21 protein-coding genes are annotated in these 19,198 nt (G+C 41.3%); 14 read left to right on the top strand and 7 right to left on the bottom strand.

The window, feature by feature from the left end:
- Positions 1-11: 11 nt before the first annotated feature.
- On the bottom strand, positions 12-956 hold the full coding sequence (locus tag MHH41_RS11445; protein WP_003217509.1) for a 4-hydroxy-3-methylbut-2-enyl diphosphate reductase: 945 nt from the start codon (positions 954-956) through the stop codon (positions 12-14).
- Between the two features lie 158 nt (positions 957-1,114).
- The gene (vrrA, locus tag MHH41_RS11440) at positions 1,115-1,813 is read right to left on the bottom strand and encodes a VrrA/YqfQ family protein (protein ID WP_106029137.1); all 699 of its coding nucleotides are present in this window, start codon (positions 1,811-1,813) and stop codon (positions 1,115-1,117) included.
- A gap of 155 nt (positions 1,814-1,968) precedes the next feature.
- On the opposite strand from vrrA, the gene MHH41_RS11435 reads away from it, so the two are divergent.
- Together MHH41_RS11435 and MHH41_RS11430 are read left to right on the top strand one after the other, a co-directional pair.
- On the top strand, positions 1,969-3,288 hold the full coding sequence (locus MHH41_RS11435; protein ID WP_340866370.1) for a DEAD/DEAH box helicase: 1,320 nt from the start codon (positions 1,969-1,971) through the stop codon (positions 3,286-3,288).
- Between the two features lie 9 nt (positions 3,289-3,297).
- The gene (locus tag MHH41_RS11430; RefSeq protein ID WP_113387151.1) at positions 3,298-4,191 is read left to right on the top strand and encodes a deoxyribonuclease IV; all 894 of its coding nucleotides are present in this window, start codon (positions 3,298-3,300) and stop codon (positions 4,189-4,191) included.
- Positions 4,192-4,239: 48 nt separating this feature from the next.
- On the opposite strand, the gene MHH41_RS11425 is transcribed toward MHH41_RS11430, so the two are convergent.
- Positions 4,240-4,494: a DUF2624 domain-containing protein gene (locus MHH41_RS11425; protein WP_003217420.1), complete on the bottom strand. Its 255-nt coding sequence runs from the start codon at positions 4,492-4,494 to the stop codon at positions 4,240-4,242.
- 140 nt (positions 4,495-4,634) lie between these two features.
- Here MHH41_RS11425 and MHH41_RS11420 point away from each other — a divergent pair, with 140 nt between their 5' ends.
- From MHH41_RS11420 to MHH41_RS11400, 5 genes are all read left to right on the top strand, one after another.
- Positions 4,635-5,516: a YitT family protein gene (locus tag MHH41_RS11420; protein ID WP_003217308.1), complete on the top strand. Its 882-nt coding sequence runs from the start codon at positions 4,635-4,637 to the stop codon at positions 5,514-5,516.
- 135 nt (positions 5,517-5,651) lie between these two features.
- Positions 5,652-6,428, top strand: coding sequence for a metal ABC transporter ATP-binding protein (locus tag MHH41_RS11415; RefSeq protein ID WP_050943751.1), 777 nt, complete (start codon positions 5,652-5,654; stop codon positions 6,426-6,428).
- A complete protein-coding gene (locus MHH41_RS11410; protein WP_003217436.1) occupies positions 6,428-7,288 on the top strand; it encodes a metal ABC transporter permease in 861 nt (286 codons plus the stop codon). Before MHH41_RS11415 ends, MHH41_RS11410 begins: the two co-directional genes overlap by 1 nt.
- On the top strand, positions 7,266-7,694 hold the full coding sequence (locus MHH41_RS11405; protein WP_003217433.1) for a Fur family transcriptional regulator: 429 nt from the start codon (positions 7,266-7,268) through the stop codon (positions 7,692-7,694). Before MHH41_RS11410 ends, MHH41_RS11405 begins: the two co-directional genes overlap by 23 nt.
- 131 nt (positions 7,695-7,825) lie before the next feature.
- On the top strand, positions 7,826-8,743 hold the full coding sequence (locus tag MHH41_RS11400; RefSeq protein ID WP_340866369.1) for an ROK family protein: 918 nt from the start codon (positions 7,826-7,828) through the stop codon (positions 8,741-8,743).
- An 18-nt stretch (positions 8,744-8,761) separates the two neighbouring features.
- Here the strand turns inward: MHH41_RS11400 and MHH41_RS11395 are convergent, their stop codons facing one another.
- Positions 8,762-9,340 carry a 5' nucleotidase, NT5C type gene (locus MHH41_RS11395; protein ID WP_050943753.1) on the bottom strand — a complete coding sequence of 193 codons (579 nt, stop codon included), beginning with the start codon at positions 9,338-9,340 and terminating at the stop codon, positions 8,762-8,764.
- Positions 9,341-9,479: 139 nt separating this feature from the next.
- On the opposite strand from MHH41_RS11395, the gene MHH41_RS11390 reads away from it, so the two are divergent.
- A complete protein-coding gene (locus MHH41_RS11390; RefSeq protein WP_003217474.1) occupies positions 9,480-9,842 on the top strand; it encodes a DUF308 domain-containing protein in 363 nt (120 codons plus the stop codon).
- Positions 9,843-9,885: 43 nt separating this feature from the next.
- Here the strand turns inward: MHH41_RS11390 and ispG are convergent, their stop codons facing one another.
- Both ispG and MHH41_RS11380 read right to left on the bottom strand, forming a co-directional pair.
- On the bottom strand, positions 9,886-10,998 hold the full coding sequence (ispG, locus tag MHH41_RS11385; RefSeq protein WP_340866367.1) for a flavodoxin-dependent (E)-4-hydroxy-3-methylbut-2-enyl-diphosphate synthase: 1,113 nt from the start codon (positions 10,996-10,998) through the stop codon (positions 9,886-9,888).
- A gap of 105 nt (positions 10,999-11,103) precedes the next feature.
- Entirely contained in the window at positions 11,104-11,406 is a 303-nt protein-coding gene (locus tag MHH41_RS11380) for a hypothetical protein (RefSeq protein WP_137054965.1), read from the bottom strand.
- 190 nt (positions 11,407-11,596) lie between these two features.
- Between MHH41_RS11380 and MHH41_RS11375 the strand changes: the two genes are divergently transcribed.
- Complete coding sequence (locus tag MHH41_RS11375; RefSeq protein ID WP_050943755.1) at positions 11,597-12,142, top strand: GNAT family N-acetyltransferase; 546 nt, start codon at positions 11,597-11,599, stop codon at positions 12,140-12,142.
- A gap of 55 nt (positions 12,143-12,197) precedes the next feature.
- On the opposite strand, the gene MHH41_RS11370 is transcribed toward MHH41_RS11375, so the two are convergent.
- Entirely contained in the window at positions 12,198-12,968 is a 771-nt protein-coding gene (locus MHH41_RS11370) for a DUF1189 domain-containing protein (RefSeq protein WP_003217320.1), read from the bottom strand.
- A 143-nt stretch (positions 12,969-13,111) separates the two neighbouring features.
- Here MHH41_RS11370 and MHH41_RS11365 point away from each other — a divergent pair, with 143 nt between their 5' ends.
- From MHH41_RS11365 to MHH41_RS11345, 5 genes are all read left to right on the top strand, one after another.
- Positions 13,112-13,597 carry a DUF456 domain-containing protein gene (locus tag MHH41_RS11365; protein ID WP_003217408.1) on the top strand — a complete coding sequence of 162 codons (486 nt, stop codon included), beginning with the start codon at positions 13,112-13,114 and terminating at the stop codon, positions 13,595-13,597.
- Positions 13,598-13,784: 187 nt separating this feature from the next.
- The gene (gene sodA, locus MHH41_RS11360) at positions 13,785-14,393 is read left to right on the top strand and encodes a superoxide dismutase SodA (protein ID WP_007501264.1); all 609 of its coding nucleotides are present in this window, start codon (positions 13,785-13,787) and stop codon (positions 14,391-14,393) included.
- Between the two features lie 122 nt (positions 14,394-14,515).
- Entirely contained in the window at positions 14,516-15,802 is a 1,287-nt protein-coding gene (locus MHH41_RS11355) for an MFS transporter (RefSeq protein WP_003217361.1), read from the top strand.
- A 122-nt stretch (positions 15,803-15,924) separates the two neighbouring features.
- Complete coding sequence (locus MHH41_RS11350) at positions 15,925-18,060, top strand: peptidoglycan D,D-transpeptidase FtsI family protein (protein WP_113387145.1); 2,136 nt, start codon at positions 15,925-15,927, stop codon at positions 18,058-18,060.
- Positions 18,061-18,274: 214 nt separating this feature from the next.
- Positions 18,275-19,192, top strand: a complete 918-nt coding sequence (locus tag MHH41_RS11345; protein WP_003217324.1) for a phosphate ABC transporter substrate-binding protein — start codon at positions 18,275-18,277, stop codon at positions 19,190-19,192.
- The last annotated feature ends 6 nt before the right edge of the window (positions 19,193-19,198 follow it).

The raw sequence follows: 19,198 nt of genomic DNA, 5'->3' as shown, positions 1-19,198 counted from the left end.
CTGACGTTTATTTATTTCTTTGTTTTCACGCGCGGTAGTATTTTCGAAAGAGGAACCGATCGTTCAATCTTCCAAGTTGATTCATCATCCGGCTCGTAGTTTTCTAAGAAACGGATCACTTCTTTTGTAATAGGCGTTGGTGTAGAAGCGCCAGCAGTAATGGCAACGGTATTTACGCCTTGCAGCCACTCCAGCTTGAGCTCACTTAGGTCACCAATACGGTAAGCCTGCGTTCCAGCAATCTCCATTGACACTTGTGCCAGACGGTTGGAGTTATTACTTTTTGGATCGCCGACAACAATGGTAAGATCGGCTTGGCCAGCTTGCTGAGATACAGCTTCCTGACGTACTTGTGTCGCAAGACAAATTTCTTGATGGTACTCGACGTGAGGATATTTCTCTTTTATGAGCTCCATCAGATCGTGGACATCCCACTGAGACATCGTTGTCTGATTGGTGATAAGCAATTTATCTGATGTTAAATCGAGCGCCTCAATGTCCGCTTCTGATTCGACAAGATGCACCTTGTCAGGGGCTACTCCGACAGCTCCCTCTGGCTCAGGATGACCTTTTTTTCCGATATAAATAATGTCATACCCATCGGCTGTTTTCTCTGAAATGAGTTCATGTGTTTTCGTTACATCGGGACAGGTTGCATCAATGGCGACAAGACCTTTTTCTTCTGCAATTTGACGAACCTCAGGTGAAACGCCGTGAGCAGTGAAAATAACTGTTCCGCTTTCAACCTGCTTTAAAATGTCCAAGCGGTTTGGGCCGTCCAGTGTGTAGATCCCATCTTCTTCGAAGGCATCTGTCACGTGTTTGTTGTGCACAATCATACCTAATATATAAATTGGGCGTGGCAAGTTTTTATCAAGTGCGGCATTTTTAGCAATGACCATTGCATCTACAACGCCATAGCAATAGCCACGCGGCGAAATTTTAATTACATTCATTTATTCGTCCTCCTGTAGGGAAGTGCTGCTAGAGAAGAACAATATAAAAAGCCGTGGAAAAACGGCTTTTTATCATTCTCTAGCTTCCATTATAGCCAAAGTAAGCGTATATATCAAAGATTGTTATACGCAGGGGACACTTCGCCGTTAAAAGATCACTAGACATATAGTTTTGGAACAGAGCTGCCAGGTCTTTTTTTCGGTTTTGCTTCAGGAGCAGGTGATGTGTGAGGAGCTGCTTTTTTGACGAGGATGTCCTCTGGTTCTTCGTTTTCTTCTATTTCATCATCTCCTGATGCAACCTCTTTTTGCACTTCTGTTTCCTCGCCGATTTCTTTAGGTTCTTCATCTGTACTTGTTTCATCATCATCTGCACTGCCAAGCTGGCTGTACAGCTTAATCATCGCAGGCAAATTTCTGACTAAAGGACCGTATTGCTGAATCATTGGCGTAAATTGCTGCGCCATTCCGAGCACCTTTTGAACATTTCCCAACATGCTTGAGAGGGTTGCAGGATTTGCGAAGCTCTGGATTCCTTGTAATCCCGCACCACCTCCAGAAACCCCTGCTCCCCCTGCGCCAGGAAGAAATTTAGAGAGCAAGCCTTTCATTCCTGCTCCGCCGCCTAGTGCACGGCTTTCGCCTCCTGGAATTCCGCCCATTCCGCGTACACCGCCTCCCTGTACAGACGGGGAGCGAGGCATCATTTGCTGAAATTGATTGCCTTGCCCTTGAAAAGGCTGTTCGATAGGAGCCTGCTGCCTCCTTTGAAAAATTCCGGGCTGTCCGCCATTTCCAAGATGCCGGCGTGAGGGACGGTGCGGCTGAAAATCGCCCATAGGCCTTTGCCCTAACATACTTGTACCTCCCTTACTGCATTCTCTTTCTAATCATAGGTTATGCAAGGAAGCATCAATTGGTTTCCTGTAAGAAAAGCGGACATGGTTTTTTTGCTGAAAATCAGCTATAATGAGGAGATGAGCAAAAAGGCATTGCCTTAAGGAGTGAAAACATGAACGAAACAAAATTTACGACATATGAATTAAAGTCTTTTATAATAGATGCTATTCATGAACTGGGCTTTTATGAGCCAACTGATATTCAAAAAAGAATCATCCCTGCTGTGTTAAAAGGAGAAAGCGTGATTGGTCAATCACAAACAGGAACAGGGAAAACCCACGCGTACTTATTGCCGCTTATTCATTCAATTGATCCAAGCAAAGAGCACGTACAAGTCGTGATTACTGCACCTACAAGAGAATTAGCCAATCAAATTTTCAAAGAAGCCCAAACGATCTTAAAGAAGGCCTCTCCAGAAGAAGAAATTAAAGCAAAGCTTTACATTGGCGGAACGGACAAGCAGAAATCCATTCAAAAGCTAAAAAAACAGCCGCATTTGGTTGTCGGCACACCTGGACGTATTGCGGACCTCATTCATGAGCAGGCGCTGAATGTTTACAAAGCGACATCTCTTGTCATTGATGAAGCGGATTTAATGCTGGATATGGGCTTTTTAGAAGATGTGGACCGTATTGGTTCACAAATGCCAGAGCAGCTGCAAATGCTTGTGTTCTCAGCAACGATTCCAGAAAAACTAAAGCCATTCCTGAAAAAATATATGGACAATCCAAAATATGCCCATGTTGAACCAAAACGGATTACAGCTGAAAACATCCAGCATATTTTAGTCCCATCTAAACAGCGCGACAAGCTAAAATTGCTCCATGAAATGGTGACGAATGTACAGCCTTATTTAGGTATCATTTTTGCCAATACAAAAACAACCGTTGATGAAATCGCATCATTCCTACAAGAAAAAGGAATGAAAGTTGGAGTGCTTCATGGTGGATTAACGCCGCGCGAACGTAAAAAAGTGATGAAACAAATTGATGATTTAGAGTTCACTTATATTGTGGCATCTGACCTTGCAGCCCGCGGAATTGATATTAAAGGTGTCAGCCATGTGATCAACTATGAACTTCCATCTGATCTTGATTTTTATGTTCACCGTGTTGGTCGAACGGCTCGAGCTGGTTCATCTGGAATTGCGATGACTATTTATGAGCTTGCTGATGAGGATGCACTCATTCAAATTGAGAAAATGGGCGTTGTGTTTGAAAACAAAACCATTGTTCATGGCGAATGGCGAGATGCAGATGACCGCTTGAAGCGTCAAAGACGTAAAAAAGCACCTAATGAAATTGAAGAAAAAGCAAAGCGTCTTGTGAGAAAACCGAAAGCCGTCAAACCTGGATATAAAAAGAAAATGACACGTGAGATGGACAAAATCAAAAGACAGGAACGTAGAAAGTCAAAGCGTAATGGAAAGTAGGGGGAAACATTGTTGAAGATTGGTTCACATGTATCCATGAGCGGAAAACATATGCTTCTTGCAGCGAGTCAAGAAGCTGCCTCTTATGGTTCGAATACGTTTATGATTTATACAGGTGCACCGCAAAATACGCGCCGTAAAAAAATTGAAGACCTCAATATTGAAGCTGGACAAGCGCATATGAAAGAGCATGGTATGACAGATATAGTCGTGCATGCACCATATATTATTAATATTGGGAACACCGTCAATCCAGCGACCTTTGAGCTTGGTGTGGACTTCCTTCGCTCTGAGATTGAACGTACAGAAGCGCTAGGTGCGAGGCAGATTGTTCTCCACCCAGGTGCACATGTCGGAGCAGGACCAGAAGCAGGAATCCAAAAAATCATTGAAGGTTTAAACGAAGTCATCGTAAAAGGGCAAAAGGTTCAAATTGCACTTGAAACAATGGCTGGCAAAGGATCAGAGTGCGGAAGAAGCTTTGAAGAGCTTGCCCAAATTATCGACGGAGTGACACATAACGAAGCACTTTCTGTCTGCTTTGATACGTGTCACACACACGATGCTGGTTATCCGATTGTGACTGACTTTGATGGGGTGTTAGAAGAATTTGATCGAATCGTCGGTATTGACCGAATCAAGGTTCTTCATATTAATGACAGTAAAAACGTACAAGGCGCAAGAAAAGACCGACATGAAAATATCGGCTTTGGTGAAATTGGCTTCGATGCACTGAACAATATTGTGCATCATCCGCAGCTTCAAGATGTACCAAAAATTTTAGAAACGCCTTATGTAGGTGAAGATAAAAAGAACAAAAAGCCACCTTACAAATTCGAAATTGCAATGCTAAAAGAAAAGCAATTTGACGAAGGCTTACTAGATAAAATTAAGAATCAGTAAAAAAGCATATAACATCATGAGGTGCCGCTAAATGCGGCCCTTTTTTGTTTAACTTGTAAACTGATTAAACAGATCATTGACAGTCTGAGCTGTCTGTTTAGATGTAATCGCTTCTACTTGCTTAAGAAGCCGGCTACGCTCTGCATCATTAAAAATATTGATGTTCTTCCCATTCATGAGTTTGGCCACCTCAGCAGCTTGGTTTGACGTTAAACTGACACCATACTGCTTCGCATACCTTAACAGATCATTTGCTGTGATCTGATTGAGCCGTTGCAGGACAATTTTTTGAATTAAAATCAATTCCATTCCTCCCCTCTGTAACAATGTATGGGCGAAAACGGAAAATGTGCAAAAAATTTTATTTTACCCTGTGAAATGATAAAATAGTAAAGTGAATAAAATGTTCATTGAAAATTTAAGTTGTGTAGAGGGGAGAACGTATGGCAAATAGTAAACAGCATAGAAAGGAATCAGTGCCTCATTTTATATTTAGAATTTTCCTGATTCTAGTAGGAGCTACATGCGCAGCAGTCAGCATTGAATTATTTTTAGTGCCAAACAATATTATCGATGGAGGCATCATCGGCATTTCGCTTATTTTGGATTATCTCTTTACAGATAACCCATTCATCAATTTTGCGACGATTGTTGTCATTTTGAATATTCCATTTATGATATCAGGATACAAACATATTGGGAAAACCTTTCTGGTTTCCACAGTGATTGGGATTGTCAGCTTAGCCGTGATTGAATCTTCGCTCCATCATGTAGAGGCATTTACAAATCAGCCAATCTTAGCCACTGTATTTGGCGGGCTATTACTTGGTTTTGGTGTGGGTCTTGTCATTCGAAATGGAGGCTCAATGGATGGAACAGAGATCTTAGGCATTCTGCTAACGAAAAAAATTCCATTCTCCGTCGGTGAGTTTGTCATGATCGTCAATGTGTTCATTTTTATTTGGGCAGGCTTTGTCTTCGGACCAGAGCAGGCTATGTATTCTGTTATGACATATTATTTGGCAATGAAAACAATTGATGCTGTCATTCAAGGGCTTGATGAAACAAAAGCTGTCATTATCGTGTCAGATTATTATGATGAAATTTCAGATGCGATTCTTCATCGACTTGGAAGGGGAACGACAAAGCTGAGAGGGAAAGGCGGTTATACAGATGAAGAAAAAGATGTCATCTACGCCGTTGTCACAAGACTTGAAATCACAAAGCTAAAATCCATTGTATTTGAAATTGATAGTCAAGCATTTATTACGATTATGGATACGCATGAAACAAAAGGCGGTAAGTTCAAAACAGCCATTCATTAGCTTTTATTTTACTTTTTAATCTTTCTTTTATATAATGAAATGTATGTATGGACAGAGAAAATGGCAAAAGCCATTTTCTTTTTGTTGTATAAATCGTAATCATTCTTTTTATATTGATTAAAGGTGGAAAGATTCATGGCAAAGCCAATTATTGAAATGAAGGACATTTCGTACTCGTATGGACAGCGAAATGTCATAGATCACATTCATTTAACAGTCGAGGAAGGAAATTTTCTAGCACTTGTTGGACCGAATGGATCTGGTAAAACAACCTTATTAAAGTGCCTGCTTGGGCTCATTAAACCACAGCAAGGTGAATTAAAGCTATTTGGCACGCCTGCTTCAAAATTTAGAGACTGGGATCAAATTGGATTTGTTTCTCAAAAGGCGAATAGTTTTAATACAGGTTTCCCTGCTTCTGTTTACGAAGTCGTCGCAAGTGGATTGACGGCGAAAATAGGTTTATTCAAACGAATGAGCAAGCAGGACAAATGGCAAGTTGAGGAAGCCATTCGTTCAGTTGGGATACAAGATTTAAAGCACCAAAACATCGGGGAACTTTCAGGCGGTCAGCAGCAGCGTGCCTTTATTGCACGTGCGCTCGTCAGTCAGCCGAAGCTGCTCATTTTAGATGAACCGACGGTTGGGGTAGACCAGCGGACAGTAGAAGGCTTTTATCAGCTGCTCGAAACATTAAACAAAGAAAAAGGAATGTCTTTAATTCTCGTCACACACGACGTGGGCACCGTTTCTGATAAAGTCACCCATGTGGCTTGTTTAAATCAGACACTTCATTTCCACGGAGATGCAGCAACGTTTGATTCAATGGATGATCAGGCGTTATCTCAATTTTACGGACATGACATTCAAGTGATTCATCACGATCATCACCATCATGGGGGACATGAATAATGCTATTTCCATTTTTTCATTATGAATTTTTACAAAATGCGTTTATCGCAGGAATGCTGATCGGTTTTATTGCGCCCTTGCTTGGTGTATTTATCGTCGTGAGAAGGCTCTCGCTGATTGCAGATGCCCTCAGTCACGTATCACTTGCCGGTATTGCAGCTAGTTTATTCCTTGATAAAAAGTTTGGCCTTTTGACAGGGGTGAGCCCGCTGTACTTAGGGATGGCGTTTTCTGTTGCCGGTTCGTTATTTATTGAACGCCTGCGTTCCGTGTATAAGCATTATCAGGAACTTGCGATACCTATTATTTTATCAGGCGGTATCGGGATTTCCGTCATCTTCATTTCACTAGCGAATGGCTTTAATACAGATTTGTTTAGTTATTTGTTCGGAAGTGTCAGTGCGGTGTCGAGATTAGATCTTTGGATTGTTGTTGGGATCTCACTCGTTGTAGTGTTAGTTGTCGTGCTTTTATATAAAGAATTATTTTTACTTTCTTTTGATGAAGAGCATGCAAAGGCTTCTGGTATTTCAGCGAAATGGATTCATTTTATTTTTATCTTAGTTGTCGCACTTGTCATTGCGGCATCGATGCGTATCGTAGGTACACTACTTGTCTCTGCGCTCATGACACTTCCTGTTGCGGCAAGTATCCGCATTGCCAAAGGGTTCAAACAGGCGATTTTCCTTTCGATCTTGTTCGGTGAATTGTCTGTATTGGCGGGATTGATCTTAAGCTATTATCTAGATTTAGCGCCAGGCGGAACCATTGTGATGCTGTCCATTTTGATTTTAATCGGATGTATTTTTATTGGAAAATTCAAAAGGGGGAATCATCATGAACGTACAAGAAGCGCTTGATTTATTAAAGGAAAAAGGCTACAAGTATACAAGCAAACGTGAAGACATGCTTCAACTGTTTTCTGATTCTGATAAATATTTGACTGCTAAAAATGTGCTGACGGCACTAAGTGAAGACTACCCGGGTCTTAGCTTTGATACGATTTACCGAAACCTGTCGCTATATGAAGACTTAGGTATATTAGAAACAACGGAATTGTCAGGTGAGAAGCTTTTTCGTTTTAAATGTTCCTTTTCTCATCACCACCATCATTTTATTTGTCTGACATGCGGTAAAACAAAGGAGATCGATGCCTGCCCTATGGACAAGTTAGACGCCGATCTAGAGGATTATCACATTAGCGGACATAAATTCGAAATATACGGAACGTGTCCTTCCTGCGAACCGAAGGAAGTTCACTCATAAAACAGCCAGCCGCAGAGCTGGCTTTTTCTCTTGTCTTTTTGAAAACGTTTTACAAAGGGCGGCTGTTTCATTAAAATGAGAACAAGGTACTGAAGAAATTTGTGTCTTTTGGAGTAAAGGGAGGGTCAAAAGTGGCGTATTATGTCGTGTTTGATGTAGGCGGGACGAGAACAAAACATGGATTAATGAATCGGGATGGGGAGCTGGTCACGAGCGGTGACTATGAAACGAACTGCCGCCAGCTTGAACCGTTTTTAGAAGCGATGGCGGATGTGGTCAAACAATATCAGAGAACGTCGGATGTTAGCGGAATCGCGATTAGTCTTCCGGGCTTTGTGGACAGTGAAACAGGTTATACAGAATTTGCAGGAGCCATCATTGCCTTAAATGGTCAAAATGTAAAAACTCTTTTAGAAGAGAAAACCTCTCTTCGTGTTGAAGTCGAAAATGATGCGAACTGTGCAGCTCTTGCAGAAAAATACAGTGGCCATGCGAAAGAGTGTGACAGTTTTATTTGTATGACGCTTGGCACAGGTGTTGGCGGTGGTATTTTCGCTGGCGGTCAGCTTGTACGCGGGGCTTCCTTCCGCGGCGGTGAATTTGGCATGATGCTGACAGAGACAGACAATGGACAATTTACAACACTCAACAGCAGTGCTTCAACAGCTGGTTTAATTCGCAGCTATAAAGAAAAGCAAGGAATTCCGCAAAGCACGCAAATAGACGGTCAAGCCATTTTTGAAAAGGCAAAGCATGATCCGTCCATTGAAAAGCTAGTGGATCAGTGGTACAAGCGAATCGCCATTGGTATTTACAATGTAGCAACTGTCCTTAATCCTGAGAAAATCCTCATTGGTGGGGGCGTTAGTGCCAGACCAGATTTGCTATCAAATATTGAGAAACATTTACATACTCTACCTGCGTGGAAAAACATTCAAGTGAAGGTGGAAACGTGCTATTACTTGAATCAGGCAGGCATGAAGGGAGCGCTGTACCATTTCCTCATGACAGAAGGGAAGCTTGCTCCATCAAAAAAGCCGATACATTAGAGTATCGGCTTTTCTGTATTAATAAGCAGTTTCCAAACGCTGCTCGTATTGTTTAATCCATTGAGATGCTTCCTGCCAGTTGTTGACACGTATAATCCTGTCGTCAATGGGCATTTGATTATATGGGGAGTTAAAAAGAATAACCGGGATGTCAGCCTCTTTTGCAATCATTGTGGCATTTCCATGATGATCCTCGAAAAACACATCAATTTTGTGCTTTTGAACAGCTTCGAGCTTATGATGACCGCCAACCAGCTCAATGTCATCATAGTGTACGTGATGTTTGTGAAACCACTCGTAGGTGATATCCGCATGATGCTGCCTTCTCGCTGTAATATAGATCAGCCTGTGTTGATGTTTCATTTGATCAAGCATCTCTTTTGCGTCCTTAGCAGGCTTTGCCTGTTTATATATAAGAGGCTCATGCTGATTCATCCAGCCCCAAAACTCTTCTTGAGAAATATTTAAAAGCTTCGTCAAATCATATTCTGTCATATCATCTAGTGTCATGGCACATTGGAACGACTCATTTAAATAGGGAACAAAGGTGTCCTGCGCCGTCACTGTGCCATCTATATCAATTCCTAAACGTAACATGCCCACACTCCTCATTTTTATACTCTTAAAGTGTAACATAATCAATTCACAATTCCAGCAAGTTTTAGCAAACATGAAACAGACATTTTTGCTCATACTAAAAAAGCTCCTTTCTATTAACCAAAAGGGGGAATTGATCATGGAAAGAGACGAAGATTTCAGAAGAAATGATCGTGAAATCGACACACACTTTAGTAATGATGATGGCTATCTAGAGGAAACAGCTGCTGAAATTGCAGAGCCATATCAGGCTTCAAGAGATCGAGTAGACAGACGAGAACGTGACCAAGTAGGTGACGATTCAGGCAGTAAGGGGATAGGCTATACAGCACTCGCGATTGCGATTATCTCGTTATTTGTCTTGCCGGTGCTATTAGGAGTAGCGGCAATCGTCGTTGGTTATATTGCAAGAAGAAAAGGAGCACATGCGCTTGGCGCATGGTCAATCGGGATCGGAATTGTTTCCGTCATCCTTGGCATATTTATCACCCCGTTCTTTTAACAAGAACAGAAAAACGCCTGACAGTGACGTCAGGCGTTTTTTGTTATGCGTTGGCTTTTGCTTTTTCAGCTTCCATTTTTGCATAATGCTCTTCAGCAATTTTATCGATTTCTTTTTTCAGTTCTTCGACCATTGTTTCTTCTGGCACTTTACGAACAATTTCACCTTTACGGAACAATAGGCCTTCGCCTCTAGCTCCGGCAATTCCGATATCAGCTTCACGCGCTTCACCTGGACCGTTTACAGCACAGCCAAGAACAGCTACTTTAATCGGTGCTTTAATCGTGGAGATATATTCTTCGACTTCATTTGCAATGCTAATGAGGTCAATTTCAATTCGTCCACAAGTTGGGCAAGAGATCAGTGTGGCTGCATTTGCTGCAAGACCAAATGATTTCAACAGTTCACGTGCTACTTTTACTTCCTCAACTGGATCAGCACTTAATGAGATGCGGAGTGTATTCCCAATCCCCATATTCAAGATAGCGCCGAGACCAGCTGCACTTTTAACCGTACCTGCAAATAATGTACCTGATTCTGTAATTCCAAGGTGAAGAGGGTAGTCAAATGCTTTTGCAGCTTTTCCGTACGCCTCAATCGCTAGGTTGACATCAGATGCTTTCATGCTGACGATGATATCATGAAAATCTAGATCTTCAAGAATTTTAATGTGGTGCAGTGCACTTTCGACCATACCATCTGCTGTTGGGTAGCCGTATTTATCAAGAATTTTTTTCTCTAATGAACCAGCGTTTACCCCAATACGGATTGGAATGCCCTTTTCTTTTGCTGCTTTCACAACCGCTTCGACTTTTTCTCGTCTTCCGATGTTTCCTGGGTTGATTCGAATTTTGTCTGCACCTGCTTCAATCGCTTTCAGTGCAAGCTTGTAGTCAAAATGAATATCGACAACTAGCGGGATGTTGATCTGTTTTTTTATGTCTGCAATCGCATTTGCTGCACGCTCGTCTGGGCATGCGACACGCACGATTTGACAGCCAGCTTCTTCAAGACGCTTAATTTCAGCTACTGTCGCTTCGACATCATGTGTTTTGGTTGTTGCCATACTTTGAATGACAACCTCATTATTTCCACCTATAGTTAAAGGTCCCACTTTGACGGGACGTGTTTTAGTACGATGTGTGACTTCACTCACTTGTCAATCGCTCCTTAGTGTACAAGCAATTCTTTGCCATGTACGTCTTGTTTTACAGTTCATATTGTAACAGTCTCTTTGTATGAATGACAAGGAATTAACGTTTTATCTCTTATATACCGGAAACTTATATGTGCTGCCTGCCCGAATTTCGTTTGCTTTGACGCCTTGATTCAGCTCTTCAAAATCTTCAATGACTTCATCAAGTGGCTTGCTTGTATGGACGATAGAGACGACAGTTTCACCTTGTTTCACTGTGACGTTCTTATATGCTTTTTTCTCAGGTGTTTGAAAGGCATTTGCAGGGACAGCTGGACCTTCTTCAACGGGAATGGTGCCATTTTTTAAATCAAAAAAGATAATAAAGAGGACAAACAAACTGATTAGCATAAAAATAATACGTCGCATTTCACTCACCGCTTTTAAGAGTTTACTTCAGTCTATGCATGTCCCGAAATGATAGAACCAACATGAGGAGAAAAGCTGGAAAGGGAGGTTCTAGTTCGTTCTAGTGTGTCTTGTATTGAATTTACGCTCGGCGGTGCTTTTTCAAGCTTCTATCACGATTATGATAAAATAAAAGCAGGGGGGAGAGTTTATGAAGAAAATCAGTCAGCATATATATGTGAGAGCGCTAACAGAAGAAGATGCACAATCACTACTCGCACTTGAACTTGAGAATCGCTCATATTTTCAGCAATTTACACCTTTGGTCAAAGATGATTTTTTCACGTTATCTCGTCAAATTGAACGAATTCAGCGCAGTGTGGAAAGATGCGTACAGGATGAAGCCTACATGCACGGTATTTTCTTAAATGAAACAGATGCCTTAATTGGGACAATTTCATTAAATTCTGTCGTAAGAGGCCCGGTAGAAGGAGCTTGGCTGGGGTATGTACTTGATGAAAAGCATGGCGGGAAAGGGTATATGACAGAAGCCATTCGTTTAATCATCGATTATGCCTTTGATGAGCTGCACCTGCATCGTATTGAAGCTGGAGTAAAGCCGAGTAATATAGGTTCCATTCGTGTGCTTGAAAAGACAGGTTTTGAAAATGAGGGACTCAATCGTAAAAAAGTAAAGATTAATGACGTATGGGAAGATCATTATTTGTTTGCGATCATTCATCCGGATGAATCATAGAGCATGCACATACATAAAAAGCTCCTCCAAGTTGGGGGAGCTTTCATATACTAAATTAATTTTTGACAAGTGGTTTATGTTTAGCGGGTATTTCCTTTACGACAAGGTATAAGAAGATAAAGTTAATGACCCAATTTAATAAAAATGAATTCGCAACAGGCGTGTTTAATGCACTCATGATGGCGAAAAAGACTGTTGTTAATGTGAGTGAGTAAGCAGAGAGCTTCCATAGCATTTGGAAGGACAGCTCTTTTTGCTGCATGCGTTTAATAAATGTACCAAGCATCGCAAGGAAAGTTGCGCTAATGAACATGAGAGCCGCAGTTGATAGATATAGCAGCACACAGATGACTGGGATAATAATCGCTTGATTCTGATTTGTGACGCGGGCGAGTTCGTCTTTTGTCAGCGTCCCACCAAGAAGCTGATACGGGATATCTGTCATTTGCCCATCAATAGCAATCACAGCTTTTTCTTTTAATAATGCGATGGCCGTTTGCTTTGATTCAAGCTCACTTGCTTTTATTTTTTCAGCAGGATCAAAAATGATCGTAATGCCGTTTTCTTCTTTTTCTATCGGTTCACTTTGATCCGCTTGAAGCTTTCCTTTTTCGATTGAGAAATCAGGTAAATCTTTTTTGATCACATGCTGAAATCCTGACATCGCATTCGAGATCTCTTGACTCATATGATAGCCCTGCGGAACTGCTGCGATGATCGAAAGGATAAAAATGAATAAAATCGCTTTGCCAATCCCTGTAAACCGTGCTTTCGCAATATCTTTTGGTGAATAAATGCCTTTTAACAATAGTTTAAATACGTTCAATCAATTCACTTCCTACATTCTTTTCTATTTCTCATATTGTATCAATGTCTATCTAACAAGTACAAGTATGGCCTTCATTGCTGGTTAAGATAGAGGGAATGAGGCATAATGTATACAGCAAATAAAAAGGAGGCGGCTGTGACTTGGACGTGCTGTATTGGATTCTGATCATTTGTGCATTTATCATTGCATTTGTTGGACTTGTTTATCCAATTATCCCTAGTGTGGTTTTTATGGTTCTCGGATTTATTCTATATGGTTTCTTTTTCAGCTTCGAGCCGCTGACACTGACGTTTTGGCTCATTCAAGCCGTATTTACCGCGGTATTATTTGCGGCAGATTATGTCTCGAACCTGATTGGGGTCAAGCGTTTTGGCGGTAGCCGTGCAGCTATTTGGGGAAGCACCATTGGGTTATTAGTCGGTCCTTTTGTGATTCCGATTGCAGGAATTATCATTGGTCCATTTATCGGAAGTGTTATAGCAGAGCTCCTTGTTCATCAAAAAGATGTGAAAACAAGTGTGAAAGTAGGATTAGGCTCGTTAATCGGATTTATATCAGGTGTATTTGCCAAAGGATTGATTCAAGCGCTGATGCTGGGCATCTTTTTATTTTATGTCCTTCGATAAATAGAAAAAGGGCGTTTAAAACTCTTTCTAAAGGGTTAAATACAAAATAAACACTGAAATGTTTCAGATCATGAGCAATAACGTTGAAACAAGCCAATTCTTTTGATACTCTTTGAGTAGGGTGAATTGCTTGCTTACGACCTAAGGAAGCATTTCAGTACATACATTTCTAAGGAGGAATTTAACCATGGCTTTTAAACTTCCAGAATTACCATATGCTTACGATGCATTAGAACCACATATCGACAAGGAAACAATGACGATTCACCACACAAAACACCACAACACATATGTAACAAACTTAAACAAAGCAATCGAAGGTGTATCAGCTCTTGAAGATCAATCAATCGAAGAGCTAGTGGCTAACCTAAACTCTGTACCAGAAAACATCCGTACAGCTGTACGTAACAATGGCGGAGGACATGCTAACCACTCATTATTCTGGACGCTTCTTTCACCAAACGGTGGCGGCGCACCAACTGGTGAACTTGCAGATGCAATCGAAAAAGAATTAGGCGGATTTGAAAAATTCAAATCTGATTTCGCTGCAGCAGCTGCAGGACGCTTTGGTTCTGGTTGGGCATGGCTTGTTGTGAACAATGGCAAACTTGAAATCACAAGCACGCCAAACCAAGATTCTCCTTTAACTGAAGGAAAAACACCAATTCTAGGACTTGACGTTTGGGAGCATGCTTACTACCTAAACTACCAAAACCGTCGTCCTGATTACATTTCAGCTTTCTGGAATGTTGTGAACTGGGATGAAGTGGCTCGCCTTTACAGCGAAGCTAAATAAACCATTTGATTTGAAAAGACCTGCTCTTTAGAGAAGCAGGTCTTTTTATATTTTCCCTCCTTTTTTTACATATCTGCCTTTTGATGAGACAGACTATTGTGTAGAAAAGGAGAATGAAATATATGAGCAGATTAAAGAAAATGTTCGGGGACATGGATGTTACAAGAGATTTAATGCTCCTCCTCACGATTGGCGGATTATACGCACTTGCCATTGCACTTTCTAATACGTTTGTAAACGTGTATTTATGGAAACAGTCTGGGAAATTCACAGATCTTGCGATTTACAATCTGGCTATTGTTGTGCTTCAGCCCATTACATTTTTATTCGCAGGCCGGCTTGCTAAAAAAATAGACCGGGCGTTTGTCCTTCGTTTCGGCGTGATCTTCTTAGCCGCTTTTTACTTAATTGTCTTAATAGCAGGAGAGCACGCGGCCGCGCGGCTTGTTTTATTAGGGAGTGTCCTTGGGATCGGCTATGGTTTTTACTGGCTTGCTTTTAACGTACTTACCTTTGAGATCACCGAGCCTGAAACAAGAGATTTCTTTAATGGGTTTCTCGGAGTCCTCACCTCTACAGCTGGCATGATCGGTCCACTGATCGCGGGTATTGTCATTTCTCAATTAACAGATGATACGGGCTATACAGTGATTTTTACTTTATCGCTAATTTTGTTTTCATTAGCGGTTGTGATGAGCTTTTTCCTCAAGAGAAGGCAGTCCAAAGGAAAATTTATCATCAAGCAAATATGGAAAGAACGCCATGCCGACGAGAATTGGCGTAAGATTACAACAGCTCACTTTTTTCAAGGGCTTCGTGAAGGGGTCTTTGTCTTCTTAATCAGTGTCTTTGTGTTTATCGCAACAAACAGTGAGCTTGCTCTCGGGACATTTGGTTTGGTGAACTCAGGTGTTGCCTTTTTCGCTTATTTCTTCGCTACGCGTTTGATTAAGAAAAAATGGCGTAAGAAAGCCATTATGCTTGGCGGGCTGATTTTATACGGCGCTTTGTTCTTAATCGTCTTTCACTTGTCCTATGTATCACTTCTCATGTATGCGGTAGCCATCGCGATAGGATACCCGCTTCTGCTTGTTCCATATGTATCCTTAACATACGATGTCATCGGTCATGCAAGGTATGCAAGGAAAGCCCGGATTGAATATATTGTGGTCAGGGAGCTGTTTTTAAATGCTGGCCGTATTTGTTCCATTGTGTTGTTTCTTCTGTCTGTCACTTTACTTGGTGATGAGCTCGGGATACCTGCATCTCTTGTTGTGCTTGGAGCGGGACATACCCTCATTTATTTCTTTGTAAAAGATATTCATTTGAAAGAAAAAACAGCTGATATGAAAGAGGCAGACGGTCAAAAGCCAGTTTCTCAGACGAACCTTATTAAGGGAGAAAGGTAAAATTTCTTACCAATGGAACATCAAATTTCTAGATAAATAATAGAAAAACCGCTAAAATGATGATGGCACCTTTTATACACAAAAAGGGGTGCCATTTCTTTCTTGATAGAAAAGGTGATGTGATGAGAAACAAGAAAAACAAAAAAGACGCGAAGGAAGGGCGCAAAACACTTCCACTTCGGCTGAATTTACTATTTTTAGCTGCGTTTATTATTTTTACCGGTGTTGTTGTAAGACTCGGATTTGTACAAATTGTCAATGGAGAAGATTATAAAAAGCAGGCAGAAAAACAAGAGGATGTGAATGTCAGCTCATCTGCTCCGCGCGGAAAAATTTACGATCGAAACTATAATACGATTGTCAGCAATAAAGCGCTAAATGCCATTACATATACGAGAACCTCGACGACTTCACAAGAAGAGCGGCTCAAAGTGGCTACAAAATTAGCGGATATGATTCATGTGAGTACGAAAAAAATCACCGATCGTGACAAAAAAGATTTCTGGATTTTAACGCACCCGAATGAAGCGAAAAAGCTTGTTCAAAAGGAATCGGAATTAAAGGGTGACGATAAGGTCGCTGATGATAAATTATATGAGCTTCAGCTGAAACGCATCACGGACAAGGAATTAAATCAACTGACGAAAAAAGACTTACAAGTGCTTGCGATTAAAAGACAAATGGATGCAGGCTATGCACTTACGCCTCAATTCATTAAAAATGATGATGTGAAGCCAAGCGAAATTGCTTACGTCTCTGAGCATTTGGACGAGCTGCCAGGTGTGGATGTCACAACAGACTGGTCACGCAGCTATCCGTATAAAGGACTGCTTCGCAGTATGCTCGGCAGCGTGTCCTCAAGTGATGAAGGACTTCCGCAGTCACTTCTTGAACATTATTTATCGCTCGGCTACAGCCGAAATGACCGTGTAGGAAAAAGCTATCTAGAATATCAATATGAAGATGTCCTGCAAGGCCAAAAGGAAAAAGAGCAGAGTACAACTGATAAAGAGGGCAATGTGACAAGCTCTAAAGTGCTAACAGAAGGAAAGAGCGGGAAAGACCTAGTGCTCACCATTGATATTCAGCTGCAAAAAGCAGTAGAAAAAATCGTTGAAAAGAACTTAAGAAGTGCGAAACAAAGAGGCGGGACAGAGCTTCTTGATCGTGCGTTTGTTGTCATGATGGACCCTAGAAATGGAGAAGTTCTCTCCGTTGCGGGGAAACAGATTTCAAACAAAAACGGAAAATACAAATTTGATGACTACGCATTAGGAACAATGACTTCATCCTATGCGATGGGCTCAGCTGTAAAAGGGGCCACTGTACTGACGGGATATAAAACAGGCGTGATTCATATTGGAAGTACCCAGTACGATGAACCGCTGTATATCGCGCAGTCACCGCCTAAGAAATCCTATCAAAATATGGGACTCATTAATGATTTAACGGCACTCGAGCGTTCATCTAACGTGTATATGTTTAAAACAGCGATTGCCGTTGGAAAAGGGGAGTATCGTAAGAACCAGCCGCTCCCAATCGATCCGAAAGCTTTTGATACATTCCGTTATAATTTCAGTAAATTTGGTCTTGGTGTCAAAACAGGGATTGACCTGCCAAACGAAGCGACAGGCTACCGGGGAACGTCTACACAATCTGGTCTCCTGCTTGACTATGCAATTGGACAGTATGATACGTTTACACCGCTGCAAATGGCGCAATACGTTTCAACGATTGCCAATGGTGGATATCGTTTACGTCCGCAGCTTGTTAAAGAAGTGAGAGAGCCAGATCCGCAGCGCGGCATTGGTGCTGTAACAGAATCCGTCAAACCAGACGTATTGAATAAACTAGACATGACAGGTGATGAGATCAAGCGTGTTCAGCAAGGCTTCAAGCTTGTCATGCAGAACCCAAGAGGGACGGCCTACTCGAACTTTGGCAACAAAAAATATAACCCAGCTGGCAAAACAGGGACCGCTCAATCATTCTATGACGGCCCAATTAAAAGCAAACGCGGCACACCAACATATAACACAACACTTGTGGCGTATGCGCCTGCTGATAATCCAGAAGTGGCCATTTCCGTCGTTGTACCATGGGTGTATCAAGACTACAATCAGCGCTATCCAATTACAAATGATATCGGTGAACAAGTATTAGACAAGTACTTTGAGCTGAAATCAAAACAGGAAAGCAATGATACACAAGCGAAGAACAAAAATAAAATTGAAAATGAAGCAGAAACAAATGACTAGACCTTTTCTAGGTAAAAACGCTCACTTTTTGTGGGCGTTTTTTTACGTTTTCTTCAAATTTTTCGCGATAAATTGACAAAATGCATAAAAAACATCGCAAGATCTCTACAAAACTTCGACATTTACAAAACCTTAACATTCCATTTAAACGAAATTAATAAAGAACCTTTAATGTATTACTCGTAGGACAAATTATTCAGGGGGTATTCTTGAAATGAAAAAGAACAAATTATGGCTGCTTACTTTCCTTACTATCGCATTGTTAGCATTCGTCACAGCATGCGGAAACAGCAGCTCAAGCGGAGATTCAAAAGACAGTAAAGGAAATGCTTCAAACAAAGATGAGGCATCAGGTTCCATTACCATCTCAGGATCATCTGCGATGCAGCCTTTAGTTCTTGCGGCAGCAGAAAAATTCATGGATAAACATCCAAAAGCCGATATTCAAGTACAAGCCGGCGGTTCAGGAACAGGACTTTCTCAAGTGTCAGAAGGATCTGTACAAATTGGTAACTCAGATGTATTCGCAGAAGAGAAAGACGGAATCGACGCAAAAGCTTTAACAGACCACAAAGTAGCAGTTGTTGGAATGGCCGCAGCTGTAAACCCTGAAGTGGGTGTCAAAGACATCACAAAGGACGAATTGAAAAAAATCTTCACTGGTAAAATCAAAAACTGGAAAGAGCTTGGCGGGAAAGACCAAAAAATCACTCTTGTGAACAGACCTGACTCTTCAGGAACTCGTGCAACATTTGTGAAATATGCACTTGATGGTGCAACACCTGCAGAAGGAATCACAGAAGATTCTTCAAACACAGTGAAAAAACTGATTGCAGAAACGCCAGGTGCGATTGGATACCTAGCTTTCTCTTATTTAACAGATGACAAAATTACACCGCTTAGCATTGATGGTGTGAAACCGGAAGAAAGCAATGTAGAAAGCGGTAAATATACAATTTGGGCTTACGAGCATTCTTATACAAAAGGTGAGCCAGATGGTCTAGCAAAACAATTCTTAGATTACCTCATGAGTGATGAAGTACAAAAAGAAATCGTCAAAGACCAAGGCTACATCTCAGTTGCTAATATGAAAGTAGAAAGAGACGCAACAGGCAAACAAACAGATAAGTAAGAGGTC

This window comes from Bacillus sp. FSL K6-1145 (assembly GCF_038003425.1).
In the GTDB taxonomy this organism is placed as follows: Bacteria; Bacillota; Bacilli; order Bacillales; family Bacillaceae; genus Bacillus; species Bacillus pumilus.
This window is presented reverse-complemented; position numbering and strand designations above follow the sequence as displayed.